The sequence below is a fragment of the uncultured Proteiniphilum sp. genome (assembly GCF_937873925.1).
Taxonomy (GTDB): Bacteria; Bacteroidota; Bacteroidia; order Bacteroidales; family Dysgonomonadaceae; genus Proteiniphilum.
In genome coordinates, this window is sequence record NZ_CALNAT010000122.1 from 1 (window position 1) to 25,783 (window position 25,783).

General features: G+C 47.4%; 23 protein-coding genes. 16 read left to right on the top strand and 7 right to left on the bottom strand.

The genetic code is table 11. The features are described 5' to 3' along the window. Window positions 1–63: 63 nt before the first annotated feature. From Q0502_RS07920 to Q0502_RS07940, 5 genes are all read left to right on the top strand, one after another. Window positions 64–1,932: a DNA topoisomerase IV subunit B gene (locus Q0502_RS07920; RefSeq protein WP_298649341.1), complete on the top strand. Its 1,869-nt coding sequence runs from the start codon at window positions 64–66 to the stop codon at window positions 1,930–1,932. A gap of 52 nt (window positions 1,933–1,984) precedes the next feature. Continuing rightward, complete coding sequence (gene coaD / locus Q0502_RS07925) at window positions 1,985–2,467, top strand: pantetheine-phosphate adenylyltransferase (RefSeq protein ID WP_298649343.1); 483 nt, start codon at window positions 1,985–1,987, stop codon at window positions 2,465–2,467. A 140-nt stretch (window positions 2,468–2,607) separates the two neighbouring features. Then, window positions 2,608–4,206, top strand: a complete 1,599-nt coding sequence (locus tag Q0502_RS07930) for a S41 family peptidase (RefSeq protein WP_298649346.1) — start codon at window positions 2,608–2,610, stop codon at window positions 4,204–4,206. A gap of 91 nt (window positions 4,207–4,297) precedes the next feature. After that, window positions 4,298–5,026 carry a DUF1080 domain-containing protein gene (locus Q0502_RS07935; protein ID WP_298649348.1) on the top strand — a complete coding sequence of 243 codons (729 nt, stop codon included), beginning with the start codon at window positions 4,298–4,300 and terminating at the stop codon, window positions 5,024–5,026. A gap of 27 nt (window positions 5,027–5,053) precedes the next feature. After that, window positions 5,054–5,926: a polyphosphate kinase 2 family protein gene (locus Q0502_RS07940; protein WP_298649351.1), complete on the top strand. Its 873-nt coding sequence runs from the start codon at window positions 5,054–5,056 to the stop codon at window positions 5,924–5,926. A 17-nt stretch (window positions 5,927–5,943) separates the two neighbouring features. On the opposite strand, the gene Q0502_RS07945 is transcribed toward Q0502_RS07940, so the two are convergent. From Q0502_RS07945 to Q0502_RS07955, 3 genes are read right to left on the bottom strand one after another with little or no spacing between them, the layout of a single operon-like run. Beyond that, window positions 5,944–6,372 carry a hypothetical protein gene (locus Q0502_RS07945; protein ID WP_298649353.1) on the bottom strand — a complete coding sequence of 143 codons (429 nt, stop codon included), beginning with the start codon at window positions 6,370–6,372 and terminating at the stop codon, window positions 5,944–5,946. Next, window positions 6,324–6,890, bottom strand: a complete 567-nt coding sequence (locus tag Q0502_RS07950; protein ID WP_298649356.1) for a sigma-70 family RNA polymerase sigma factor — start codon at window positions 6,888–6,890, stop codon at window positions 6,324–6,326. The genes Q0502_RS07945 and Q0502_RS07950 overlap by 49 nt, the downstream gene beginning before the upstream one ends. Before the next feature lie 9 nt (window positions 6,891–6,899). Next, window positions 6,900–7,295 carry a DUF6249 domain-containing protein gene (locus Q0502_RS07955; RefSeq protein WP_298649359.1) on the bottom strand — a complete coding sequence of 132 codons (396 nt, stop codon included), beginning with the start codon at window positions 7,293–7,295 and terminating at the stop codon, window positions 6,900–6,902. Window positions 7,296–7,539: 244 nt separating this feature from the next. On the opposite strand from Q0502_RS07955, the gene Q0502_RS07960 reads away from it, so the two are divergent. Together Q0502_RS07960 and Q0502_RS07965 are read left to right on the top strand one after the other, a co-directional pair. After that, entirely contained in the window at window positions 7,540–8,802 is a 1,263-nt protein-coding gene (locus Q0502_RS07960) for a putative DNA modification/repair radical SAM protein (protein ID WP_298649361.1), read from the top strand. Between the two features lie 117 nt (window positions 8,803–8,919). Then, complete coding sequence (locus Q0502_RS07965; RefSeq protein ID WP_298649397.1) at window positions 8,920–9,684, top strand: TIGR03915 family putative DNA repair protein; 765 nt, start codon at window positions 8,920–8,922, stop codon at window positions 9,682–9,684. 115 nt (window positions 9,685–9,799) lie between these two features. Here the strand turns inward: Q0502_RS07965 and mscL are convergent, their stop codons facing one another. From mscL to Q0502_RS07985, 4 genes are all read right to left on the bottom strand, one after another. Further along, window positions 9,800–10,216: a large-conductance mechanosensitive channel protein MscL gene (gene mscL, locus Q0502_RS07970; RefSeq protein ID WP_298649363.1), complete on the bottom strand. Its 417-nt coding sequence runs from the start codon at window positions 10,214–10,216 to the stop codon at window positions 9,800–9,802. A 149-nt stretch (window positions 10,217–10,365) separates the two neighbouring features. Further along, window positions 10,366–11,268 carry a citrulline utilization hydrolase CtlX gene (ctlX, locus tag Q0502_RS07975; RefSeq protein ID WP_298649365.1) on the bottom strand — a complete coding sequence of 301 codons (903 nt, stop codon included), beginning with the start codon at window positions 11,266–11,268 and terminating at the stop codon, window positions 10,366–10,368. A gap of 148 nt (window positions 11,269–11,416) precedes the next feature. Continuing rightward, entirely contained in the window at window positions 11,417–12,667 is a 1,251-nt protein-coding gene (gene rocD / locus Q0502_RS07980) for an ornithine--oxo-acid transaminase (RefSeq protein WP_298649367.1), read from the bottom strand. A gap of 61 nt (window positions 12,668–12,728) precedes the next feature. Further along, entirely contained in the window at window positions 12,729–13,367 is a 639-nt protein-coding gene (locus tag Q0502_RS07985; protein WP_298649370.1) for a DUF1080 domain-containing protein, read from the bottom strand. A 308-nt stretch (window positions 13,368–13,675) separates the two neighbouring features. Between Q0502_RS07985 and Q0502_RS07990 the strand changes: the two genes are divergently transcribed. From Q0502_RS07990 to Q0502_RS08030, 9 genes are all read left to right on the top strand, one after another. Then, window positions 13,676–15,220: a bifunctional response regulator/alkaline phosphatase family protein gene (locus Q0502_RS07990; RefSeq protein ID WP_298649373.1), complete on the top strand. Its 1,545-nt coding sequence runs from the start codon at window positions 13,676–13,678 to the stop codon at window positions 15,218–15,220. 192 nt (window positions 15,221–15,412) lie between these two features. Further along, window positions 15,413–15,829, top strand: coding sequence for a tRNA (adenosine(37)-N6)-threonylcarbamoyltransferase complex ATPase subunit type 1 TsaE (gene tsaE, locus Q0502_RS07995; RefSeq protein ID WP_298649376.1), 417 nt, complete (start codon window positions 15,413–15,415; stop codon window positions 15,827–15,829). A 109-nt stretch (window positions 15,830–15,938) separates the two neighbouring features. Continuing rightward, entirely contained in the window at window positions 15,939–18,002 is a 2,064-nt protein-coding gene (locus Q0502_RS08000; protein ID WP_298649379.1) for a tetratricopeptide repeat protein, read from the top strand. 63 nt (window positions 18,003–18,065) lie between these two features. Beyond that, window positions 18,066–18,527 (top strand): hypothetical protein, encoded by a 462-nt coding sequence (locus Q0502_RS08005; RefSeq protein ID WP_298649382.1) that lies wholly within the window; start codon window positions 18,066–18,068, stop codon window positions 18,525–18,527. A gap of 99 nt (window positions 18,528–18,626) precedes the next feature. Then, window positions 18,627–20,837: a TonB-dependent receptor gene (locus Q0502_RS08010; RefSeq protein WP_298649384.1), complete on the top strand. Its 2,211-nt coding sequence runs from the start codon at window positions 18,627–18,629 to the stop codon at window positions 20,835–20,837. Between the two features lie 64 nt (window positions 20,838–20,901). Next, on the top strand, window positions 20,902–21,231 hold the full coding sequence (locus Q0502_RS08015; protein WP_298649385.1) for a heavy-metal-associated domain-containing protein: 330 nt from the start codon (window positions 20,902–20,904) through the stop codon (window positions 21,229–21,231). 80 nt (window positions 21,232–21,311) lie between these two features. Further along, entirely contained in the window at window positions 21,312–23,258 is a 1,947-nt protein-coding gene (gene thrS / locus Q0502_RS08020; protein ID WP_298649388.1) for a threonine--tRNA ligase, read from the top strand. A gap of 75 nt (window positions 23,259–23,333) precedes the next feature. Further along, window positions 23,334–23,891: a translation initiation factor IF-3 gene (gene infC / locus Q0502_RS08025; RefSeq protein ID WP_298649391.1), complete on the top strand. Its 558-nt coding sequence runs from the start codon at window positions 23,334–23,336 to the stop codon at window positions 23,889–23,891. Between the two features lie 421 nt (window positions 23,892–24,312). Continuing rightward, a complete protein-coding gene (locus Q0502_RS08030) occupies window positions 24,313–25,521 on the top strand; it encodes a site-specific integrase (RefSeq protein WP_298649394.1) in 1,209 nt (402 codons plus the stop codon). Window positions 25,522–25,783: the final 262 nt, after the last annotated feature.

Below are 25,783 nucleotides of genomic sequence, written 5' to 3' on the forward strand. Positions count from 1 at the left end.
GCGAGAATTGGAAATCGAGGAGCGAAGGCGACTCAAAACGACTAATTTTAATGAAAAACAGAGGTGAACGGAACAGAAAAAGAAATACAGATAGCTGATAATAATTACAGGGAAGAGAATATCGTCACACTGGAGTGGCAGGAGCATATCCGCCGGCGTCCCGGAATGTATATCGGGAAGTTGGGGGACGGTTCTTCATACGACGATGGTATCTATGTCCTGCTCAAGGAGGTACTGGACAACGCCATCGATGAGTTCATGATGGGATATGGAAAGACTATCGAAGTGATCATCGAAAATGAGAGCGTGACAGTACGCGACTACGGCCGCGGTGTGCCGCTGGGAAAAGTGAAGGATGTGTGTTCCAAAATGAATACCGGCGCCAAATACGACTCCAAAGCATTTAAAAAATCGGTAGGGTTGAACGGTGTGGGTATCAAAGCTGTCAACGCGCTCTCTTCTTCCTTTGCAATGGAATGTTTCCGTGAAGGACGGATGAAGGGAGTGGAATTCGTGCAGGGTGTTCTCTCGAACGACGGAGAGATTGTACCGACTGCGAGTGCAAACGGAACCTATGTCATGTTTACTCCCGACGCGGAAATATTCGGAGAGTATCACTACCGCGACGAGCATATTGAGCCGTTGCTGAAGAATTATGTCTTCCTGAATATCGGGTTGACCATCGTTTTCAACGGTAAGAAATTTACTTCAAAGAACGGATTGGAAGACCTGTTGAACGAAAACCTCACATCGGAAGAACTCTATCCTATCATCCATCTTTTTGGGGAGGATATAGAGGTGGCGATCACCCACACCAATCAGTATGGTGAAGAGTACTACTCGTTTGTCAACGGGCAGCACACCACGCAGGGCGGTACACACCTTGCCGCTTTCCGCGAGGCAACGGCGCGCGTGATCAAAGAGTTTTACAACCGTAATTTTGAGTATTCCGACATCCGTAACGGCATGGTGGCCGCCATCAGCATCAAAGTGGAAGAGCCGGTGTTCGAATCGCAGACAAAAACCAAACTCGGATCCAAAGAGATAACGCCCAACGGTATTTCTGTGAGCAAGCATATCAACGACTTTCTCAAAAAAGAACTGGATAACTACCTGCATAAGAATACCTATACGGTAGAAGCGTTGCAGAAAAAGATCCTCGATTCGGAGAAGGAGCGTAAAGCCATTGCGGGAGTCACCAAGCTGGCCCGCGAACGAGCGAAAAAAGCCAACCTGCACAATAAAAAGCTGAGGGATTGCCGTATCCATTACAACGATTCCAAAGGGGATGACAGGGAGAAATCATCTATCTTCATCACCGAGGGGGATTCGGCCAGCGGATCCATCACCAAAAGCCGCGACCCGAATCTGCAGGCAGTGTTCAGCCTGCGGGGAAAACCCCTGAACAGCTTTGGGCTGACAAAGAAGATTGTATATGAGAATGAGGAGTTCAATCTCCTGCAAGCGGCGCTCAATATTGAAGAGAATATGGACGGGTTACGGTATAATAAAGTGATCATTGCTACCGATGCCGATACCGATGGGATGCATATCCGCCTGCTACTACTGACCTTCTTTCTGCAATTTTTTCCCGACCTGATCAAAAAAGGGCATGTCTATATTCTTCAGACGCCCCTTTTCCGGGTGCGTAACAAGAAGAAAACACTCTATTGTTATACGGAGGAGGAACGGCTGAGCGCTGTTGAAGAGCTGGGACCTAATCCTGAAATAACCCGTTTCAAAGGGTTGGGAGAGATATCGCCCGACGAGTTCCGCAACTTTATCGGCGAGGATATCCGGCTCGACAGGGTGACCATGCGAAAAGAGGATCTCCTGAAAGAGCTGCTGGAGTTCTATATGGGTAAGAATACCCCGGAGCGTCAGTCATTTATCATTGATAACCTGGTTGTTGAAGAAGATGAGGTAGCTTAATGGGGCAATGTGCCAACATGCCAATTTGAATTTTCGTCAAATCTTGATAAATATGTCTCAACCCTATCCTGCTGGATCGCGGATCGCCTTGTTTCCCGGCACATTCGACCCTTTCACTATCGGTCACGAGTCGTTGGTGCGCAGAGGATTGTCTCTGATGGACGAGATGGTGATCGCCATAGGGGTCAATGATGGGAAAAGATCGTTTTTCCCTCTGGATAAACGGCTCAGGATGATCCGGGAACTATACCGGAATGAACCGCGTGTGCGTGTGGAGAGTTACGATTCATTGACCATAGAGTTTGCACAGAAAATAGGGGCACAGTATATCTTACGGGGTATCCGGTCGGTAACCGATTTTGAATATGAGAAAACGATAGCCGACATGAACCGAACCATTTCGGGAATTGAAACGTTTGTACTATTTACGGAACCTGCCCTGACCCATGTCAGTTCTTCCCATGTGAGGGAATTGCTGCGTTACGGGTACGACGTAAGCGATTTTGTCCCGAAAGGAATGGATATTCTCAGATGAAATCCGAAAAGCCCGGCCTTACTAAATATTTCCGATAAGCTGAATAAGCAGAAGATAAACTCGTCTGCATTTTGCGGGCTACGGAAATATAGTGCAATAAAGCCCGGAAAGTTAATGCTAACACTTACAATAAAATAAAAATGCTAAAAAGAATAATACCGGTTGTTTTAGGTGCTTTGTTTTTAAACGGATGTGTCTATGCACAATTCAGACCGTCCCCCGAAGGCGTTAAGTTAGAACGAACCCTTCAGCTTATTCAGGGCCTGTATGTAGACGACGTAGATACGGAGGGACTGACCGAAGCGGCCATACGCGGCATGCTGAAAGAGCTGGATCCGCATTCCACTTATCTCAACAAAGAAGAAGTGAAGGCCATGAATGAGCCGTTACAGGGAAATTTTGAAGGGATCGGTATTTCGTTCAATATGCTGACCGATACGCTCTATGTAATGGAGGTCATTTCCGGGGGCCCGTCGCAGAAAGTGGGTATTATGCCGGGAGATAAAATCATCTACGTGAACGATACGCTGATCGCCGGGGTGGAGAAGAACAACCAGCATATCGTCTCCATGCTTCGCGGGCCCAAAGGAACGGAGGTGAACGTGAAAATACTTCGGCGGGGTGTAGGGGAGTTGATGCCTTTCAGGATTGTCCGGGACAGGATCCCTATCACCAGTATCGATGCTTCTTACATGGTGGCAGAGGATATAGGATATATCCGCCTGAGCCGGTTCGGTATTACTTCGGGCGACGAATTCCGGCAGGCGGAGCAGGTGTTGAGGTCGCAGGGTATGAAGCACCTGCTCTTGGATCTGACCGATAACGGAGGAGGCATCCTGCAAACAGCCAACGATATAGTGGATGAGTTTTTGGGAGACGATAAGCTGATCGTCTATACGGAAGGAAAAAACCAGCCCCGTTACACAATGAACGCTACAGGTGGAGATGAACTGAAAGGCGGAAAGTTGGTGATACTGGTCAACGAAGCTTCGGCATCCGCAAGCGAGATCCTCGCGGGGGCTGTGCAGGACTGGGACAGAGGAGTGATCGTAGGGAGAAGGACGTTTGGGAAAGGGTTGGTGCAACGCCAGTTGCCGCTTCCCGATGGCACCATGATCCGCCTGACCGTGGCAAGGTATTATACCCCTACCGGCAGGAGTATCCAGAAACCGTATGAGACTGGAGATCAGGATGCATACAACCAGGATTTTGTGAATCGTTACAACCATGGCGAACTGTTCCAGGCCGACAGTATTCATTTCCCCGACTCTTTGAAATATACCACCCTGGTGAACAAACGTACGGTATATGGCGGCGGAGGCATTATGCCCGATTATTTCGTGCCGGTCGATACGACAAAGGGTACTGTGCTGCACGCCAGATTGAACGGTATGAATGTGATCTACAAAGTGGCCATATCCGAAGTGGATAACCACCGCCAGGAATTGCTGCAAAAATATCCGGATATCAATAGGTTCAAGGCGGGTTATCTGGTAACGGAGGCGATAATTCCCAGATTGAAGAAACTTGCTGCCGAAGAGAAGATCGCCTGGGATGAAGAACAATTCGCCTCTTCCCGCCCGTTGATATTTGAACAACTAAAAGCATTGATCGCCCGCGACCTATATGATTCATCGGCATTTTTTCGCATCATCAATGAAGAAAACGATATCTTCATGGAAGGGCTGAAGATCATCCGCGACAATGAACGGTATGACAGACTGTTAGCTCCGAATTGAAGGAGCGGCCGAAGATTTATGAAGGTGAGGACTACCGAATAAATAAGATATTGTGTATTTACAAACCCATAAATATAAAAATAGTCTTATAATGAAAAAGAACCTGTTCTTGACGATTTGTTTTGTTTATTCATTCTATGCGTTTACGCAATGGACACCTGCACAGACCGAATGGTATTATCCCGTACCGGCGAAAGTTACTCCGGGTAAAACACCCGGCTCCGCCCCTTCCGATGCGATCATATTATTTGATGGGAAAGATCTTTCCAAATGGGTAAATGAAAAAGGAGAAAAACCCGGATGGAGTGTCACGGATGGCGTTTTATCCGTCAAACCCGGCACAGGAAGTATTATGACCAAAGAACATTTTGGTGACTGCCAGTTGCATATTGAGTTTAAATCTCCGGCTCCTGAAAATTACAAGGGGCAAGACCGCGGGAATAGCGGAATCTTTCTCATGAGCCGTTATGAAGTACAGGTATTGGATGCGGATAATAACGATACCTATGTGAACGGAATGGTAGGCAGCATATATAAACAGGTAGCTCCGTCAGTCAATGCCTATACAAAAAACGGGGAATGGCAGGTATATGATATTTATTGGAAAGCCCCCAAATTCGGTACAGGGGGAGAACCTGAGTCACCTGCAATAATCACCGTTGTGTTAAACGGTATTCTTGTGCAGAACAATTATATACTGAAAGGGCACACCCCCTACATCGGATTGCCTGAATACAATGCCCATGGACGACTTCCTCTGATGCTTCAGGATCATGGAACGGCTGTTTCATTCCGGAACATCTGGATAAGGAATCTATAACCGGTAGTCCTGTAAAATGAAAATGCAATGAATTACGATTATTCAAGCCTGAAAATAAAAGAGGGAGCGAAAGTCAGCCTGAAAGATTTCCCTACCTGCGAAGACGGAGGTTATACCAAAAAGACCGCGAAAGAGGAGATCAAAGAGAACATCAAAGAATTGAAAAAATACCAGGAGAGGTTCTATGCCGATGACCGGTATTCGTTGCTTATCATTTTGCAGGCGCGGGATGCCGCCGGGAAAGACGGTGTCATCCGTCACGTGATGTCGGGCATCAACCCGCAGGGATGCAGGGTACACAGTTTTAAAACACCCGCCAAAAACGAACTGGAGCACGACTATTTCTGGCGTCATTATATTGCGTTGCCCCAGCGCGGTATGATAGAGATCTTCAACCGTTCGCATTATGAAAACGTACTGGCGACAAAAGTGAATCCGCAGTGGATCCTCAACGAGCGTATTCCGGGATACGGTTCAGTGGAAAATATGGACCGGCAATTTTGGGATAGCCGCTACGAAGATATCAACGCCATTGAGAAACATCTTTACCGGAACGGTATGCGGATCCTTAAATTCTTTCTGAACGTATGCAAAGAGGAACAGAAAGAACGGTTTATCTCGCGTATCGACGAGCCGGATAAGAATTGGAAATTCAGTTCGGCCGATCTGTATGCCCGCTCGCAGTGGGATGATTACGAAAAAGCGTATGAGGAGATGCTGGAGAAGACCTCCAAGCCGCATGCCCCATGGTATGTGATCCCGGCCGATAAGAAATTCTTTGCCCGCGTAGCGGTGGGCGATATCATCCTGGAACTGTTCAAGTCGCTTGACCTGCATTATCCGCCTGCCGAATCACCCGAAATGCTGGAAAAAGCACGCGAAACCTTAATGAAGGAGTAAGGAGACTACAAGCCTGGTTATCCTTTTTGCGCTTCTTTCTTTTTTCGCAGATGGGGATCGAGGCGCGAAATCAGCCACAACAGACTGAAAACGGAAGCGACCAAGAGTGCTGTACCCAAAAACTGGGGGGAAAGCAGGTATGCCTGGCCGAACAGGAAATAGGTCGCAGCAATCATCACGGCCAGCACGGCGTACATCGTGCCGAAAATCGAACCGAATTCCTTCAGTATATTGCCGGATTCCTTCCGGCTGTTCACTTTTATCGGAATAAGCGTTTTTTCCGTCTCTATCTGTTGCATAATGCGATATTTTAGATTTTCCGGGGCTTTCGTTTTCGCGGTTTGCATCATATCCCGGATAAAATCCTCTTCTTTTTGTGTATATTTCTTTTCTTCTATCATGACTCCTCCATGAATAATAGTTCTTCCCTGTAGTGTTTTATCCACAGTTCTTTAAATATTTTCCTTGCCCTGAACAATTTCACTTTTACATTGGAATCATTCAATCCGGTAATTTTGGCGATCTCTTTGACCGGATTCTCTTCCATATAATATAAAGTGAGCAGTAGCGCATCTCCTTTTGGCATTCTCTGTATAATATCCGTCACCATCTCCCGGCGCTCCGTTTCTTCCATACCGATCTGCAGGCTGTTTTCAACCGGCAAGAGCGCGCCATCCATCTGTGCCTCCCTGCTGTCCCCCCACATCTGCGTTTTTGTCTGGGTGACAGCCGTATTATAGACAATACGGTAGAGCCATGTAGAGAATTTACTCTCCGAGCGGAAACTGTGAAGATTCCTGTATGCCTTTACATAGCTTTCCTGCACGACATCTTCCGCATCCTGCATATTGCCGCAGATCCGGTGAGCGATAGTGATCGCCATGTCCTGATAGGTCTCGACAAAATATGCGAACGCGGAAGTATTGCCCGAAAGCACCTGTTGCACACGTTGATTCTCGTTCATCGCAAGCGGTTATTCCTGTCCGGCTTCTTCCTTTAGCCGGCTGTCCGGCATTCTTTGTACCACCAGGAAATAGACCAGATAGCCCACTCCGAGGAAAAAGACCACACTCGCCCCGGTCACCCAGAAACCTCTACCCATACCGATAGCCAGGTGTTCCGAACAGAGAAATCCCACGATGATCCCGATCCCCAGCGAGATCAGTACGATCCCGTTCCTTAGCGATACCAACCGGTTGGGATCTGATTTCTTTTTGGGGCTGTCAGGCGGGATAATTCCCTGATTAATGAGGCCCATTCGTTCGGCATTGCGGCTTTTGATCCATTGTAATCCCAATATCCATCCGGCGATAACCGGTAACCCTATGGTGCAGATAATTCCAAGCACCGGTATTAAATCTCCCCACATAACTGATACATTTTAAAAGTGAATAAATAATTTGTTTACATCCATAGGACTGCAGCTTTGCCGGATGGGTTACAAAAATAATGAAATATTTTTATAGTATGTTTATTTTAATTGAAAATCAATGTGTTGAGGACTTATCGACAATGCTGTATTTTTTAAGATTTTAAATTCGTGAATCTGATGACTATTTCTTTTCTTTGTGGAAATTGTACGGCAGGTTGCAATCTGTTGAACTATCCATTGTATGAACGAAAAGACGCTCGAAAAACTGAAAATTCTTGCCGATGCCGCCAAGTACGACGTATCCTGCGCATCGAGCGGTACCTCGCGTAACAACGTGCAGGGAGGGATCGGTACGGCGGCAGGGTGGGGTATTTGCCACAGCTTTACTCCTGACGGACGTTGTATTTCATTGTTTAAGATACTGCTTACCAACCATTGCATCTACGATTGCGCCTATTGCGGCAATCGCCGCAGTAACGACGTGAAGCGCACGGCTTTCACAGCGGAAGAACTCGCGGAGCTGACCGTTGAATTTTATCGCCGTAATTATATCGAAGGACTATTTCTCAGTTCGGGCGTGATACGTAATCCCGACTATACGATGGAGCGCATGGTGCGTGTGGTGAAACTATTGCGCGAGGTGTATCGCTTCAACGGATACATCCATATGAAAACCATCCCCGGTGCAAGTAACGAGTTGATCGCCCAGGCCGGGGTATTGGCCGACCGCATGAGCGTGAATCTCGAAATCCCGTCGGAACAGAACCTGAAGTTGCTTGCACCCGAAAAGGATTATCCCAGCGTGTTCGCGCCCATGCGGTTTATCCAGCAGGGAATGCTTGAAAGCGCTGAAGACCGCAAAAAATTCCGCTCGGCACCTAAATTCGTACCTGCAGGACAGAGCACCCAGGTGATCATCGGCGCTACCCCCGACAATGATAAACAGATCCTCTCGCTGGCTTCGGCATTATACAAACGACCTTCTTTCAAACGGGTCTATTATTCGGGTTATATTCCCGTAAACACCGGCGACAGCCGCCTGCCCGTGCTGGCCAAGCCCCCGCTGGTGCGCGAGAACCGGCTGTACCAGGCCGATTGGCTGATGCGGTTCTACGATTTCAAGGCCGGCGAATTGGTGGATGACTTACATCCGGACCTGGATCTGGATATCGATCCGAAGATGGGATGGGCGCTGCGCCATCCGGAATTCTTCCCGGTCGATGTGAATACGGCACCTTACGAAATGATCCTCCGCGTGCCGGGTATCGGTGTGAAATCGGCCGGACTGATTGTTACCTCGCGGCACTATGGCAGATTGAACTCAGCGCAACTTAAGAAGATAGGTGTGGTAATGAAGCGTGCGCAGTATTTTATTGTGTGCCGCGAATTGCCTATGCAAACCGTGAACGAACTTACGCCGCAATATGTCCGCCGTCAGGTGTCGCAAAAGCAGAAGAAAGCCACGGCGGAACTCTTGCAGTATGCAATCGAGTGGGGAGAGTAAGTGGTGCGGTGGAATGGTGACTAGATTGATGAGGTTGACTGGGAATCTTGAATCTGAAATTTTAAATCTTGAAATCCAGGAAGAGATAATGGAATGGAGGAAGGGGAAAATAATAAGATGATCGTTTTTGTGTATGATAAGACCCTCGACGGATTACTCTCATGCGTCTTTTTCGCATATGAGCAGAAGAAATTTCCCGAACTGATCCTTTCGGAATCCGATCCAAAGCCTTTATTTGCGGATGAACGGTATTACGTGATCGCCGAAAAGGAAAAATCGATCCGCGTGTGGAAAGCATTGGAAAAAAAACTGTCGAAATTCGCACAGAACATGGTGTTGAGTGTCTGGTTATCGGAGTTACCGGAAACAGCCATGCTGCTGTTCCGGTATATCCGTAAGAATATCGATCATCCGCAGGGGATAGAGATGAATTTCGGAGATGACGATGTGCTCCGCATCAAGGATATCGCGCAGAAAGTAGGCACCGATGCCCGGAAGCTGATCCAGTTCATACGTTTTCAGGAGACGGCAGACGGCATCTGGTTCGCCCCGGTTTCACCGCGTTATAATGTGCTTTCACTGATCGCCCCGCATTTCAGGTCACGTTATGCCGGTCAGCCCTGGATCATTTACGATACCATGCGCAATACCGGTCTGTACTACGATACGCGTAGGGTGCAGGAAATTTCTTTCGCACAGGAAGATCTTGCGGAGCTGAAATCAGACAGACTTGATACTGGAAAACTCTCGGACGAAGAGGCCTTTTTTCAGAAAATGTGGAAAGAGTACTTTCAGAGCATCACCATTAAAGAGCGTATCAACCTTAAACTGCAACGCCAATATATGCCGAAACGGTACTGGAAATACCTCCCGGAAATATAGTGATTTTTCTGTAAATTACCGGTTACCGTATTCCGGGGGTGTTACTGGATCACCGTTTTGGGCAATTTGTTTTGATCTGCTCACTCCGGACAACAGGACAACTCTCTCGTAGATCTTACTTGTTTTTCAGCAAATCGCGGATCTCCGTAAGCAGTGTTTCTTCCTTGGTCGATTCCGGAGGGGGTGCGGGAACTTCCTCTTTTTTCCGTTTCAGAGAATTTATTGCCTTGATTACCATAAAAATGGCTGTACCGATGATCAGGAAATCAACGACCGTCTGAATGAAAGCGCCGTAATTCCAGGTAACAGCAGGCTTAACCACTTCCGCTCCTTCCATTACCGCCTGTCTTAACACAAGTTTCAGGTCTCCGAATTGTCCCTGATCTGAGATTAAAGCGAGCGGTGGCATAAGGATGTCGTTTACGAAAGAGGTGACTATCTTCCCGAAAGCGGCACCGATCACGATACCCACGGCCATGTCTACCACGCTGCCGCGCATTAAGAATTCTTTTAGTTCTGATCTGAATGACATAGTTTTTTGATTAATTGGGTTGAAAAAGTTCACTGAGGTTAGTCGTTATCTCGTATGGCATAGTCCAAGCAAACTTGTTCTCTGCTCATTTAGCTTAACGAAAACGTTCCTTTTGCAAAGGAAATAAAAAAAATGTAAATGACAACAATTTAATAAAAAATCTCCGCCAGCATGCAACGCGCCGATCCTCCTCCGTTTGCCTCGATGGTTGATAGCGGGGCGGCCAGGATGGTGTTGTACGTGGAAATGACGGTCTCCTGTACGGTAGTCAGGGCATTACGGGCGGACGTGGACATCACCATGATGGGGTGGCCGTTCCTGCTCTTTACTTCGAGCATATTTCCCGCGAAACGGGCTACCTGCTCCAAAGAGATATCGACAATAACCTTTCCTGCGGAGGTCAGTCTGGAAACCACCTTCCGCCTTTCATCCTTATCTGTGACCGACTCAAGGCAGACAATGGCCACCTGGGTGCCCACTGCCATCATCACATTGGTGTGGTAGATGAGGTTCCCCTTTTTGTCGGTCGCGTTGAACACCACTGCGTCATAATTCAATCGTGAACAAAAGTCCGCCAGCACTTTCTCCGAAGTGCGGGGTGAACGGCAACAGTACGCAATCCGTTTATCGCGGTCGAGCACCATGCTTCCTGTCCCTTCCAGGAACTCACCCTCTTTTTCCCAATGGGTGAGATCGATCACTTTGCGGTGATCGATTTTCCGGGTCAGCAAGTCCAGTACTTCCGGTTTTCTTTCCAGCCGGCGGTTTTCGGCGAACATTGGATAAAGCACCAATTCACCGGAGAGATGCGACGAAAACCAGTTATTGGGGAAAACGGAATCGGGAGTCCATGGGGCAGGTGTGTCCTGGACAACCAACACGTCTACATCTTTACCTCGGAGTTGAGTCACGAAAGCGTCGAACTCTTCAAGCGCTTTGACAGCCACCGGACCCGGCGCCGCCGGCTGCTGAAAATAGTTGTTCTGCGCCGTCTCCTCATTGAAAGCAAACCTGAAGGGGCGAACCATGAGTATCTTTGATGTTGTTTGCATAAAATCAGATTATTAGGACCAAGATAATGGATGCAATCATTTGTTATCCGTGCTTCGCATGTTATTCACTTACACTGGATGTTTTCGATAAATGAACAGAGGCAAAACTTGTTCACAACCCCTGAATTTACGAAATAAATTTGAATTACTATTGAATTATCGGTTGAACAGATTCCAATGATTTGATCGATTCTTTGATGATCTCGATCGCTTCTTTCAATTCCTCTTCCGTGATCACTAAGGGCGGTGCAAAACGGATAATGTGATCATGGGTCGGTTTTGCCAGCAGACCGTTTTCGGCCATCTTCAGGCAAACATCCCACGCATGCTTACCATTGTAAGGCCCGACCACAACAGCATTAAGCAATCCCTTGCCCCTTATCTGCCTGATGAAAGGGCTTTCTATTTTCTTTATCTCTTCCCGGAATACCCGGCCCAGATATTCGGCTTTTTCTGCCAGTTTTTCCTCTTTCACTACTTCCAGTGCAGCGGTTGCCACCTTGCAGGCCAGAGGGAATCCGCCGAAAGTGGATCCGTGCTGCCCGGGTCTGACGGTGAGCATGATCGCATCGTCGGCCAGGACTGCCGATACGGGGAGTACGCCGCCCGAGATGGCCTTTCCGAGGATCACAATATCGGGACGGACATCTTCATGGTCGCAGCAGAGTTTCCTGCCGGTGCGGGCGATGCCTGTCTGCACTTCATCGGCAATGAAGAGCACATGGTGTTCTTTACAGAGTTCGTAACAGTTCTTCAGATACCCGTCGTCCGGCACGTTTACGCCCGCTTCCCCCTGAATAGGTTCGACCAGGAATCCTGCAATTGAATCCGCTTTCTCTTCCAGAAGGGAGGCAAGAGCTTCCGGATCGTTGTAGGGAATGACCTCGAAGCCGGGGGTGTAGGGCCCGTAATCGGCACGGGCATCGGGATCGGTAGAAACGGAGACAATAGAGATGGTCCTTCCGTGGAAATTGCCTTCACACGCCACAATAAGCGCTTCGTTTTCGGGGATTCCCTTTTTAAGATAACCCCATTTCCGGGCCAGTTTCAGCGCTGTTTCCACCGCTTCGGCGCCGCTGTTCATCGGCAGCACCTTATCATATCCAAAATAGTGGTGGATAAATTTTTCGTAGGGCCCCAACGTATCGTTGTGAAAAGCGCGTGAAGTAAGGCAAAGCTTCTCGGCCTGCTCTTTCAGCGCCCCAACGATCTTAGGGTGGCAGTGCCCCTGGTTCACCGCAGAGTAGGCCGACAGGAAATCGAAATATCTTTTTCCGTCCACGTCCCAGACATAACATCCCTTCCCGCGGGACAGCACCACCGGTAGGGGATGGTAGTTGTGTGCCCCGTATTCCTCTTCCAGGTCGATAAATTGTTGTGTTGCGCCTGATACCTTCATAATAATGATTATATGGTTGCTTTACTCCTCTTTTACCCGCTTTCCCTGTTTGTCGTTGTTGCTATGCCTCCCGCAGTACCAGGTTCCGGAACTGCACCTCTTTGCCTTCGCTCTGGAGGCCTATATGTCCTTCTTTTATCTTGCTGGTAGCTTCATTTTGCAACACATCGTTGACAAAAACCGAAACAGCACCGTCTATCATTGTGATCCGCATTTTGTTCCATTCTCCGGCGGGTTTCTCACTCGAAGGGTGCAGTTTGTCGATGACGGGAAATTTCGGACGCTCCGTAACCCCCGCGGGCAACGTATATTCGTTCAGATCCGAACCGTTCAGCAACACGAAATCTCCTGCCCGTCCGGTCATCAACTGGCATTCTATCCCTTTGGGGAACGGATTCGCAGGATCTTCTATCAGAATGAAAACGCCGCTGTTGCTCTCTTCTTCCGGCCACCGGTATTCCAGTTCGAGGGTAAAATCACGGTATTTATCCTTTGTGTACATATAACCGAGCGGTTCGCCTTTCACTGCGATCACTCCCTCTTCAACCGCGAATACCTGGTCTCCCGGAACCGCATTGTTTTCGACGACAAAATTCCAGTTTGACAGATCTTTACCGTTGAAAATTTTACCGGATTGTTGTGCACAACCTGTTGCCAAAAGGACGAACAGGACAATAATTGATAGTTTTGTTGTTTGCATCGGGATTAATTTAGATTTTTATATTTATATTCGATTTCATCTTTAAACTGTTTTAATTTTTTATTGCTTATCGAAATAGTTCCCCCTATGGTACAGGATAAGCATTATCCTTTGCTCATTTAACTTAACGAAATAGTTGGTGTAACTGCAAATATAACCTTTTTTTATAGATAACCGGAGGGAAAATCTGTAAAATTTTCGTTACCCGGTACGGAGTCCCCAAAAAAAGTAAAAAAATTGTGAGATACGTCGGAAATAGATACATTTGTTCGATTTCTGATAACAAGTGGATAAAAGGACTCAAACGGATGGTCAAAGGACGGCTGCTCTGGGTGGATGATGAGATAGATCTTCTGAAACCGTACATTCTTTTTCTGGAGGAGAAAGGGTATGGGACGCAGTGTGTCAATAACGGCCGGGAAGCAATTGAATTATGCCGTTCGCAGCGGTTCGATATTGTTTTTCTGGATGAGCAGATGCCCGGCCTGTCGGGCCTGGAAACCCTCGCCGAACTCCATTCATCCTATCCCGAAATACCCGTGGTAATGGTTACCAAGAGCGAGGATGAAGGTATTATGAACCAGGCTATCGGGAAGAAAATAACCGATTACCTTATTAAACCGGTTAATCCCAATCAGGTGCTGATGAGTATCAAGAAGATCCTTGAGCAGGATGAACGCATGACGGAGGCCGTCACCCGGGAATACCGGGATCTGTTCAACCCTTTGATCGCGGAGATAGAGGATTGCCGTACGGCTGACGATTGGATATCCGTTTATAAGAAACTGGTATTTTGGGAGCTGAAGCTGGACCAGACACAGAACCCGATGCGTGAGATACTGGCGACGCAAAAAGCCGAAGCGAATCACCTCTTCTCGAAATTTATCCGGAAGAACTATGAAAAGTGGATCATAGAGGGTACCGGGCGTCCTGTGATGAGCCCCGACCTGTTTGAACGATTTGTATTCCCGGCCGTCGACAAGGGGGAGAAGCTCTTTTTCATTCTGATCGATAATTTCCGGTTCGACCAGTGGCAGATCGTGAAAGATATTGCCGGCGAATTCTTTACCTGTAGGGAAGATATTTATTATTCAATCCTGCCCACAGCTACGCCCTATGCGAGAAACTCCCTCTTTTCGGGGCTGATGCCGAAACAGTTGTCGGAGATGTTCCCCGGTCTTTGGGTGGATGAATCTGAGGATGAAGGAAAGAACCTGCATGAAGAGTCGTTCCTTAAGGCCCATTTGGAGCGGCAGGGGAGAAGCTGCTGCTTTTCCTATCATAAGATCAACAGGAATCAGGAAGGAGAAAGGTTAGTCGCCCGGTTTCCGGAACTGCAAAAATACGACCTGAACCTGCTGGTATTTAATTTTATCGATCTCCTCTCCCATACGCGTACAGAGTCGAGGATGATCAGGGAACTTGCGGCCGATGAGTCCGCTTATCGTTCACTGACCAGATCGTGGTTCCTGCATTCTCCCTTACCGGCATTACTGGGAAAAATAGCAGAGAGAGGCTATAGGGTTGTGCTTACCACCGATCATGGTTCCATACGCGTGAAAAATGGCGTGAAAGTGATCGGCGACAGGGAAACCGGTGTAAACCTTCGCTATAAATTGGGTAAGAATCTGGGTTATGATCCCAAAGGCTTGTTCGACATCGTCCGCCCCGAAAATGTCGGATTACCGGCTCCCAATATGAGTACGCGCTATATCTTTGCACTGAATGACGATTTTTTTGTTTATCCGAACAACTACAATCACTATCAGTCCTATTATGAAGATACTTTTCAGCACGGAGGTGTCTCCATGGAGGAGATGCTGGTCCCTGTGGTAACGCTTACGGCGAAATAAATTCAAGATTCAAGATTCAAGATTCAAAATTCAAAATTCAAGATTTGGGATATGATATTTCAAAATTCAAAATCGTCAAATTATGAATTAACAATCGACGTCGTCAAATTATGAAATCAATAAAATTGTCACATCAGTCTCATTGTCCTATTGGCACATTGGCACATTGACTAATCATCACATCACATAGGTATGCAAATCGAAATAGAAGACTTAGAGGCACTTCAACCGGCGGCGCGGGAATTCATCGATCAGATGGGCGACCGCAACGTCTTCGCTTTTTACGGGGCGATGGGAGCCGGAAAGACTACTTTTATCAAGGCAGTATGTAAAGAGCTCGGAGTGACCGAGACCGTCGCCAGTCCCACCTTTGCCATTATCAACGAATACAGGGGAGGTGACGGGAAACCGATCTACCATTTTGATTTTTACCGTATCCATAAACTCGAAGAGGTGTTCGATTTCGGTTATGAGGATTATCTCTACAGCAGGCATATCTGTTTTATCGAATGGCCGGAACTGGTGGAACGGATATTACCGCAGAATACCGTAAAGCTGTCGATACGGGAAACGGATAGCGGAAGCCGGATTATAGAGAGTATGCCGTAAAAATCGGATATTTCCCGTTAAACGAATCGGAAAAGAAACACTCATAATAGGCGAATCGGGAGAAAAAATACAAAAAAATCCATATATTCGCATATTGAAAGGATTAAAGATGAAGAAGACGATCATTGCAGCCTTTATTTTACTTGCATCGCTCCCCGCATTGGCACAGGTCAACACCGACCGTGTGATGATGATCGGGAAGAATGCATTGTATTTTGAAGATTACGTGCTGGCGATACAGTATTTCAACCAGGTGATCACCGCCAAACCCTATCTGGCAGATCCCTACTATTTCAGGGCGGTAGCTAAATTCATGCTCGACGATTTCAAAGGAGCGGAAGAAGATGCTAGCGACTGCCTGGTACGTAATCCCTATTATACGGCTGCATACCAGCTTCGTGGTGCCGCCCGGCAGAATCAGGATAAATATGAGGAGGCCGCCACTGATTATCAGCGAAGCCTGGAGTTCTTTCCGGAAGACAGGCTTACATTGGTCAATATGGGTATCGTGAATATCGAGTTGAAGCAATATGATATTGCAGAGAAGTTCTTTGATGTGCTGCTGCGGCGTTTTCCCGATTATACCCCCGGATATCTTGCCCGCTCCCAGATGTATATCGAGTTGGAGGATACCACGAAAGCGATGGCTGACCTGAATAGGGCGATAGAGAAAGATCCTTATACCGCCCAGACTTTTTCGGCCCGGGGATTGCTCTATTTTCAGCAGGGAGATTATAATAACTCACTTGCCGACCTGGATGAGGCGATCAGGTTAGATCCCTATTTCGAAGGGAATTACATCAACCGGGGACTGGTAAAATATCACCTGGGTGATCTCCGGGGTTCAATGGCCGATTACGACAGGGTGATCGAAATGGACGAGAATAACCTTATTGCCCGTTTCAACCGGGGGTTGTTGCGTGCGCAGGTAGCCGATAACAACAGGGCCATACGCGATTTCGACAAGGTGATAGAAATGGATCCGGATAATACTATCGCCTACCTGAACAGGGCGATGCTGCACAACGAAACAGGGGACAAGGCCAGCGCCTTGAGCGATCTGAATGTGGTATTGGAAGAGCATCCCGATTTCTTTACCGGCTATTATATGCGTTCGCAACTGAAGCGCGAACTGAATGACCTGCGCGGGGCCGAACAAGATTATATGCTGGCGCGGGCCGAAGAGTCGAAAGCCCGCAAGGTGGCTACGGCTAATCCCGAACCATTCAAACAGGCGCGGGAAACCCCGGACAGCAAAGATACCCGCGAGCAGGCCGACCGCGATATTGAAAAGTTCAATCTCTTGGTGGTGGCCGATAAAGGGGAATCGGAGAAAACAAAATACCAGCGCCAGAGCAGGGGTAGAGTACAGAATATAAGCGTCCCGGTCGAGCCGGAACCGCTGTTCGTGCTGACCTATTACGAGCGCGATTTTGAAGTACGCCGACCGGTATATTATTCCGAAACGATGGATCAGGCGAATAAAGGGCTTGGCCTCTCCTGGATGCTGAAAATGACGAACAGGGAGGCGCCGCTGAATGAATTTCAGGTGCAAACCCATTTCCGCTCCATTGATAACTATTCCGCGAAAATCGACAGGGAGCCCGCCAATGCATCACTCTATTTCGGGAGGGGAATGGATTTTATGCTTGTGCAGGATTATGAAAATGCGCTGAAGGATATGAAAAGCGCTATCGAACTGAATCCCGACCTGCTGGTGGCCCATTTTGCGCGGGCTGTCATCCGTTCCAAACAGATTGAGTATGACCGCCTGCAGGCTGACCCGCTGATGATGGACAGAAATACCGGGATTGACCTTCCCACGCCCGGCAGCAGTATAGCCGGTAAGCCGAGACTGCCGGAGATATCCACCAAATCGATTGAGTATGAAGATATCCTGAGGGAGTATGAAAAAATCATCCGCCTGAATCCCGGGTTTATGTATGCCTATTACAATCGTGCGGAGATCTATAGTCTCGAAAAAGATTACCGTGCTGCTATCGCCGATTACACGAAAGCAGTCGAACTCGAGCCTCAATTTGCCGAGGCTTATTTCAACAGGGGAATAGCACGACTCTCCATCGGTGAGACCCACGAAGGGCTCGACGATCTTCGTAAAGCCGGAGAATTGGGTATCGTACAATCATACAGTATCATTAAGCGGATGCAGTAACAGTATAATAACTTTGTCTTCTGTATATCGCTTATCGAATAAGTTCCCTATCTTTGCGAAGTCATGCAACGAAGTGTCTCCGTATTTTTTGGGATATTCCTCTCTGCCCTCATTGTTTACGGCGGATCGGGAGTGAATACCTATTTCTACTGCTGCGACGATTGCCGTACGGAAGGGTCAGCCGCGGTTATGGAGCACGAATGTTGCGAAATACACCACCCTGGCCATGACGGTTGCGCCGTTCCCCATAATGAAGACCATGTGTGTATCCAATTCGTCCGTGAATTTCACGGTGAATGTGGTGTATACAGGATTAAATTCGACTGGCAATCATTTCAGGGGAGCCAGACCCAACTGCAGCCGACGGTTATCGATCTGAATAATACCCTCTTTTCCTGTACCGGACGGGATATAGCCATCGGGGAGCACCTCTCCCCGACACCCTGCGGGAACAGACAAACGCAAAAACCTCCCGACCTTAGCAAAGAGGATTACTTTTCTTTGCTGACTACCCTTATAATTTAGTGAATAGCTTTTTCTCTGCTCTCTCTACGAAGGAAAAGTAGGAGGAATGCATGCTTTAATGCATGCAAATCTTGTATGGTTCACTGAATTATATCACAAATGCAAAAGATTATATTATATTTATTTATATCCGCCATCACCTTTCCCCTGACGGCATCCGATAAAATCCGCGGTTATATATTTGACGGGCAGAATGAACCCGTGATCGGTGCGAATATCTATTGGGAAAAATCAAACAAAGGGGTTACTTCGGACATCAATGGATACTTTGAAATTGATATACCTGGTGATCACCAGCCTCTTATTATCACATATACCGGATATGAACCGCAGCGCCTGCATATCCACGATGCCAAGGATGAGTTGAAAGTGTATCTGAAAGAGGATACGCAACAGCTTGACGAACTGGTTATCAGCAGGCGAACACCCGGGACGGTATCGCAACGGTCGGCCGTGGCGCAAACGCAGAAAATCACATTGGGAGAGATCCACCGTGCGGCATGCTGTAACCTGGGGGAAAGCTTCGAGACCAATCCGTCCGTGGATGTGGCTTACAGCGATGCGGCTACCGGCGCCAAACAGATAAAACTCCTCGGATTGGCCGGCACTTATGTGCAGATGCTTACGGAGAATTATCCCAATTTCCGCGGCGTGGCTTCGCCATTCGGGATGGACTATATCCCCGGCGCATGGATGGAAGGTATTTATGTCTCCAAAGGCACTTCATCGGTGAAGAACGGTTACGAAGCGCTTGCCGGACAAATCAATGTGGAGTACAGTAAGCCGCAGACGATGGATAAGTTCTCGCTGAACCTCTTCGGAAGCGATGCCCTGCGGATGGAGGCCAACGCAGATGCAGGCATCCACCTCAATGAAAACCTTACGACCGCTCTTTTTGCCCACTATTCGAACGACCGGCATCCACATGACCGCAACGAGGATGGTTTTCTGGATTATCCCAAAATGCGGCAATTCAATTTGATGAACCGCTGGAACCATGAAGCCGGAAAATATGTAGCCCAGTACGGATTCAAGTACATTCACGAAAAACGTGAAGGCGGACAAGACCTGTCGCACCATTCATTCGACGATCCGTACCGGATCACGTTAAATACGGACCGCGGGGAGTTTTATACCAAGCAGGCCTATGTTTTTAGCGCCGACGAACTGGCCGAGAGTGTAGCGTTGATCGTATCGGGGTCGGTGCACGACCAGAAGTCGCTCTACGATAAGACAGTGTATGACGTGAAGCAGAAGAACCTCTATATGAGCCTGCTGTACGAGAAGGATTTCTCCCACATGCACAATCTCAGCACGGGATTGAGCCTCAACTACGACGGGTTTGATGAAATATTGCGCACAACGCCCTACGATAGGGAAGAGACTGTCTCCGGCGCTTATGCCCAATACACATTCAACTTCAACGACAAGTTTATTGCTTTAGGGGGTATCCGGGCCGATTACAGCAGCCTCTACGGCTTCTTTGTGACTCCGCGCCTGCATCTGAAGTACAACCCCGTGGAATGGATGCACTTTCGTGCTTCCATCGGGAAGGGATTCCGCACAGCCAATATCCTTGCCGAAAATAATTACCTGCTGGCAAGTTCGCGTGAGATCAATATCGCCGATAATCTCCATCAGGAAGAGGCCTGGAATGCCGGCGTGAACGCCACGCTATACATCCCTGCCGGCGACAAGGAAATAACCCTGACGGGGGAGTATTACCATACCCGTTTCAACCAACAGGTGGTAGTGGATGTGGACAGCGATCCGCATGCTATCAGTTTTTACAATCTGGACGGCGGGAGATCCTATTCCAACAGTGCGCAGATTGAGGCAAGTTATCCTTTTTTTACCGGCTTCACATTTACGGCGGCCTACCGCTACACGCGGTCTATGTCGGACTACAGGAATTTGCTCACGGGAGACACCCGTTTTCTCTCCAAACCGCTGATGAACGACTATAAAGGGTTGATCACCGCTTCCTACCAAACACCGTTGAGGAAATGGCAGTTCGACCTGACCGGCCAGTTCAACGGGGGCGGGCGCATGCCTACACCTCATACGGGCAACCCGCTGTGGAACGAACGTTTTGATCCTTTCACCATTGTAAACGGACAAATAACCAAGTTCTTCCGGAATTTCTCTGTATATTTGGGGACGGAAAACCTGTTTGATTTTCGTCAGGAGAATCCGATCATCTATGCGGCCAATCCCCGCAGCGGAGATTTCGATGCCACCATGGTGTGGGGGCCTGTACACGGTAGGAAGATCTATGCCGGCCTGCGGTATAATATACCGAGATATTGATTGATATGATGAGGTGGTTAGGCGGGAAAATGATTATAAATACAAACTATTAAAACAAAATAAAATGAAGAAGATAATTGCCTTATTCACAGTGATTGCCTTATCCACAGGCATTGGTTTCGCCCAGAAACAGCAAAAGAAAGAGAAGAAACAGGAGGTGGTCGAATTTACGCTGAACGAAGTGATCTGCCCGAATTGCAAAAGGAAGATCGATAATAATATAGCGTTCGAAAAAGGTGTGACCGGCATTACCTATGGTGAAGACGGAAACACGGTGCAGGTCAAGTACCGGACCGACCGTACCGATCCGGAAAAATTGCAGTCGGCGTTCGAGAAAGTGAAATTAGAAGTGGTCGAAGCAAAACCCGTAGAACAGCCCGCGAAAGAGAAATAATCAATCCTGTGTCCTTTTTTTTCTTTACATAGCACAAAATCACTATTTTTGCACTCTTAAAATTGATTATGAGCACAAATATGATAAAAATTACATTTCCCGATGGATCCGTAAGGGAATATGAGAAAGGGGTCACAGGAATAGAGATTGCGAATAGTATCAGTCCACGATTGGCGCAGGAAGTCCTTGCTGCGAGCGTAGACGGTGTAACATGGGATCTGACAAGGCCCATAGAAAATGACGCATCTGTCCGGTTATTGAAATGGGAAGATGAAGAGGGCAAACACGCCTACTGGCACTCATCGGCCCACCTGATGGCTGAAGCGTTACAAGAGCTCTATCCGGGCATAAAATTCGGTATTGGGCCGGCCATTGAGAATGGATTTTATTACGATGTGGATCCGGGTGAAGGAGTGACCATCAAAGAGGCCGATTTCCCCGTCATTGAAAAGAAAATGATGGAATTGATCGCCGCTAGGGAAGATATAGTGCGGAAGAGCATCTCCAAGACCGACGCCGTCCACATGTTTTCCGGGCGGAATGAGAATTATAAAGTAGAGTTAATCAATGAACTGGAAGACGGTACCATCACTACCTATACCCAGGGGAGTTTTACCGACCTGTGCCGTGGCCCCCACCTTCCCAATACATCCTATATAAAGGCAGTAAAGGTGTTGTCGGCTGCAGGCGCTTACTGGCGCGGCGACGAGAAGCGTCCCCAGTTGACACGGCTTTATGGGATCACGTTCCCGAAGAAGAAGATGCTGGATGAATATCTGGTGATGCTGGAAGAGGCCAAAAAGCGGGATCACCGGAAGATCGGCAAGGAGCTCCAGCTATTCCATTTCTCCCAGACAGTGGGGGCGGGGCTTCCCTTGTGGTTGCCGAAAGGTACGCAATTGCGCCTCCGCTTAGAGGATTTTCTGAAGAAGATACAGCGCGAGTTCGATTACGAACAGGTGATCACGCCGCATATCGGGCATAAGCAGCTCTATGTGACCTCGGGGCATTATGCCAAGTACGGAAAGGATTCGTTCCAGCCGATCAAAACACCTGAAGAAGGCGAGGAATTCCTGCTGAAACCGATGAATTGTCCCCATCACTGCGAGATATATAAAGCTTTCCCCCGTTCCTATAAAGACTTGCCGCTACGGCTGGCAGAATTTGGAACCGTGTATCGCTATGAACAGAGCGGGGAGCTTCACGGGTTGACCCGCGTTCGGGGCTTCACGCAGGACGATGCGCATATCTTCTGTACACCCGACCAGGTGAAGGATGAATTCCTGAAAGTGATGGACATCATCTTCATCATCTTTAATGCATTGGATTTTGAAGATTTCGAAGCGCAGATATCCCTCCGTGATCCCGACGATAAGGAAAAATATATCGGTTCCGATGAAAATTGGGAGAAAGCGGAACGGGCTATCGTAGAGGCCTGTACGGAGAAAGGGCTGAGGGCGAAGGTGGTATTGGGTGAGGCTGCATTCTACGGGCCCAAACTCGATTTTATGGTGAAAGACGCCTTGGGCCGTCGTTGGCAGTTAGGAACCATTCAGGTGGATTACAATCTGCCCGAACGGTTCGGGTTGGAATATACCGGTGCCGACAACCAGAAGCATCGTCCCGTGATGATCCATAGGGCTCCCTTCGGATCGATGGAACGTTTTGTGGCGGTGCTGATCGAACATACCGCGGGTAAATTCCCGCTGTGGCTGGCGCCTACCCAGGCGGTGGTGCTTCCTGTCAGCGAGAAATTCAACGAGTATGCCTTTGATGTGGTGCGAGAATTGAAGAAATTCGATATCCGTGCCGAGGTGGACGACCGCAACGAGAAGGTGGGGCGTAAGATCCGTGATAATGAGTTGAAGCGTATCCCTTACCTGCTGATCGTAGGCGAGAAAGAGATAGAAAATGAAGAAGTTTCGGTAAGAAAACAGGGTGGGGAAGATAAAGGTTCGGTAAAATTGTGTACATTTGCCGAAGAAATCTCCCGGGAAGTGGAAGAGATGATGAATCCCGGAAAGTAGGATTTATAAATTAAATAACAGAATATAATTAGAGATCGTCAACAATAAAAAAGAGAAAACATTAAAAGTTTCTGAATGAGAAAAGACTCAAAAGAGCAGCATCGGATCAATGAACGTATCCGGGTACCGGAAGTCCGGTTGGTAGGCGAAAATGTGAAGGAAGGTATCTATCCTACGAGGGAAGCTTTGAAAATTGCCGAAGAGCAGGAGTTAGACCTTGTGGAAATAGCCCCTGCGGCGAAACCTCCTGTCTGCAGGGTGATAGATTACCAGAAATTTGTATACCAGCAAAAGAAAAAATTAAAAGAACAGAAGGCGAAATCGGTAAAGGTGACGGTGAAAGAGATCCGTTTCGGGCCGCAGACCGATGATCACGACTATACTTTTAAACTGAAACACGCCATGAATTTCCTGAGCGAAGGCTCAAAAGTGAAGGCATTTGTATTTTTCAAGGGGCGTTCCATCCTGTTCAAAGAGCAGGGTGAAGTATTGTTACTGCGTTTTGCCAATGACCTGGAAGAGTATGCCAAAGTGGAATACATGCCCATCATGGAGGGTAAACGTATGTCTATCATGCTTTCCCCGAAAAAGGGAGCGCCCGCTCCAAAGAAAGAGAACAAAGAGGAAGAATGACGAACGGAAGATTTGTCTTCTTCCCCTTGCCGGATTCCTGCCGGCAATCTTTTTATTTTTATTTTCCGGTAAACTGTTTTAAATCCGGATCAGGATCAATTTGAGGTGGGGTGTAAGCACATTCGCCCCATGTGATCTTCTCTTGCCTCCAAGCCGCTTCCCTTCCTAGTGGCACCCCCTATCCAGTTACAGGTATGTCCGACATTCCGTCATGCGAAATGATAAGGACGCCTGATGAAAAATACTATTATTATATCATTACGATCTCCTATATCATCTCCTTTTATTCTTCTGGCCATCTATTGTGTCCTGTTGTCATCTCTTTTGCTTCTTCAGTAGAAAATATCCCTTTGTAATCTTCCCATAAAGGTTTTGTACGATTGTTGCTTGTAAATTTTTTGCATTAAAAATAATACATACTATGTCAACAATTCGCGTAAAATTAAGAATGTCGACCGTTGCAGGTAAAGCGGGGTCGATTTATTACCAGGTTATTCACCGCAGACAGCAAGTACAACTGACTTCTTCTGTAAAACTGTATCCCCATGAGTGGGATGCACCTAGCGCACGTATTTGTGCTAACGGGGAAAAAGCCTCTTTTCTGTTGGCCGCGCAAAGGACAATAAATGCCGATCTGGCTGTTCTTCATGGCATCATTTCCCGGAAAGAGGCAGCCGGCGTTCCTTATGCTACAGCCGATATCGCTTTTGCGTTCCGGGCGCTTGCACCCGCCGAAGAAGATTTCTTCTTATATATGGAAAAACGTATATTTAAATTAGAAGAAGAAAAAGCACATGGCACGGAACTCAATTACCAGCGGGCATATCGTAGTTTTGCAGCATTCCTGAACAGGCAATACTTACCATTTCCGGCATGTACCGAAATACTTATAGGCGAATATGAACAATGGCTTCGTCAGCGTAAAATAAAACGGAACAGCAGCTCATTTTATATGCGTATCCTGCGTGCGGTCTACAATTCGGCTGTGTCCGACGGATTGGCTCCGGCCGGGAATCCTTTCAGGAAAGTGTATACGGGCATAGATACGACTCGTAAACGGGCGGTGGACAAACATGTCATCAAACAGTTGAAAAAACTGGACCTGACAGAAAAGCCGGCTTTAGCCTATGCCCGCGATCTTTTTCTTTTCAGCCTCTATTTGCGGGGGATGGCGTTCGTGGATATGGCCTATTTGCAAAAGTGCGATATACAACATGGGGGTGTGACTTATATCCGCAGAAAAACAGGCATACGGCTAAGTATTAAAATGGAGCCCTGTTTACAGGAAATTATAGACCGCTACGAAGAAAAGGCCAAGGATCCATATGTTTTGCCCATTATTACGAGTGCCGATGAAAAACAGGCGTACCGCGAATATCAGAACGCTTTGAATTATTACAACAAGCAACTTAAAAGGTTGTCGGGTATGCTCAAGGATGGTGTTTCCCTCTCGTCGTATATACCCCGTCATACCTGGGCAACAACAGCGCGTGACAGTAATATCCCTTTATCGGTTATCAGTGCGGGTATGGGGCATTCGTCCGAAAATATAACACGGATCTATCTTTCATCCTTGGACAATTCGGTCATAGACAAAGCTAATTATAAAATAATTTCTGTGTTCGATTGAGCTATTTTGAAAAAAGAAATAATAGAGACGCTGAATGGTTAAAAATACCTATTTCTGCTCCAGAAACAGTACTTTATTTTTTACAAAGATATGAAAGAAACCTGAAATCACCTTACAAAAATTTACATTTTTATATAGAAAAAAGATAAATAAATATCTATATCATTGAAAAATAAAATATTAGATAATAAAAATCTATCAAGAAAATATTGCTAACTCAATAAAGATTTGCTATTTACTTCTTTGTTAGTGATATTTTCAT

Excerpts from the sequence above, each read along its gene's own strand:
- rocD (WP_298649367.1), bottom strand. The coding sequence starts at position 12,667 with ATGAAGGTATCAGGCGCAACACAACAATTTATCGACCTGGAAGAGGAA.
- Q0502_RS07935 (WP_298649348.1), top strand. The coding sequence starts at position 4,298 with ATGAAAAAGAACCTGTTCTTGACGATTTGTTTTGTTTATTCATTCTAT.
- Q0502_RS07930 (WP_298649346.1), top strand. The coding sequence starts at position 2,608 with ATGCTAAAAAGAATAATACCGGTTGTTTTAGGTGCTTTGTTTTTAAAC.
- Q0502_RS07940 (WP_298649351.1), top strand. The coding sequence starts at position 5,054 with ATGAATTACGATTATTCAAGCCTGAAAATAAAAGAGGGAGCGAAAGTC.
- coaD (WP_298649343.1), top strand. The coding sequence starts at position 1,985 with ATGTCTCAACCCTATCCTGCTGGATCGCGGATCGCCTTGTTTCCCGGC.
- mscL (WP_298649363.1), bottom strand. The coding sequence starts at position 10,216 with ATGTCATTCAGATCAGAACTAAAAGAATTCTTAATGCGCGGCAGCGTG.
- Q0502_RS07960 (WP_298649361.1), top strand. The coding sequence starts at position 7,540 with ATGAACGAAAAGACGCTCGAAAAACTGAAAATTCTTGCCGATGCCGCC.
- Q0502_RS07985 (WP_298649370.1), bottom strand. The coding sequence starts at position 13,367 with ATGCAAACAACAAAACTATCAATTATTGTCCTGTTCGTCCTTTTGGCA.
- Q0502_RS07965 (WP_298649397.1), top strand. The coding sequence starts at position 8,920 with ATGATCGTTTTTGTGTATGATAAGACCCTCGACGGATTACTCTCATGC.
- ctlX (WP_298649365.1), bottom strand. The coding sequence starts at position 11,268 with ATGCAAACAACATCAAAGATACTCATGGTTCGCCCCTTCAGGTTTGCT.
- tsaE (WP_298649376.1), top strand. The coding sequence starts at position 15,413 with ATGCAAATCGAAATAGAAGACTTAGAGGCACTTCAACCGGCGGCGCGG.
- thrS (WP_298649388.1), top strand. The coding sequence starts at position 21,312 with ATGATAAAAATTACATTTCCCGATGGATCCGTAAGGGAATATGAGAAA.
- Q0502_RS08030 (WP_298649394.1), top strand. The coding sequence starts at position 24,313 with ATGTCAACAATTCGCGTAAAATTAAGAATGTCGACCGTTGCAGGTAAA.
- infC (WP_298649391.1), top strand. The coding sequence starts at position 23,334 with ATGAGAAAAGACTCAAAAGAGCAGCATCGGATCAATGAACGTATCCGG.
- Q0502_RS08015 (WP_298649385.1), top strand. The coding sequence starts at position 20,902 with ATGAAGAAGATAATTGCCTTATTCACAGTGATTGCCTTATCCACAGGC.
- Q0502_RS07950 (WP_298649356.1), bottom strand. The coding sequence starts at position 6,890 with ATGAACGAGAATCAACGTGTGCAACAGGTGCTTTCGGGCAATACTTCC.
- Q0502_RS08000 (WP_298649379.1), top strand. The coding sequence starts at position 15,939 with ATGAAGAAGACGATCATTGCAGCCTTTATTTTACTTGCATCGCTCCCC.
- Q0502_RS07955 (WP_298649359.1), bottom strand. The coding sequence starts at position 7,295 with ATGTGGGGAGATTTAATACCGGTGCTTGGAATTATCTGCACCATAGGG.
- Q0502_RS08010 (WP_298649384.1), top strand. The coding sequence starts at position 18,627 with ATGCAAAAGATTATATTATATTTATTTATATCCGCCATCACCTTTCCC.
- Q0502_RS07990 (WP_298649373.1), top strand. The coding sequence starts at position 13,676 with ATGGTCAAAGGACGGCTGCTCTGGGTGGATGATGAGATAGATCTTCTG.
- Q0502_RS08005 (WP_298649382.1), top strand. The coding sequence starts at position 18,066 with ATGCAACGAAGTGTCTCCGTATTTTTTGGGATATTCCTCTCTGCCCTC.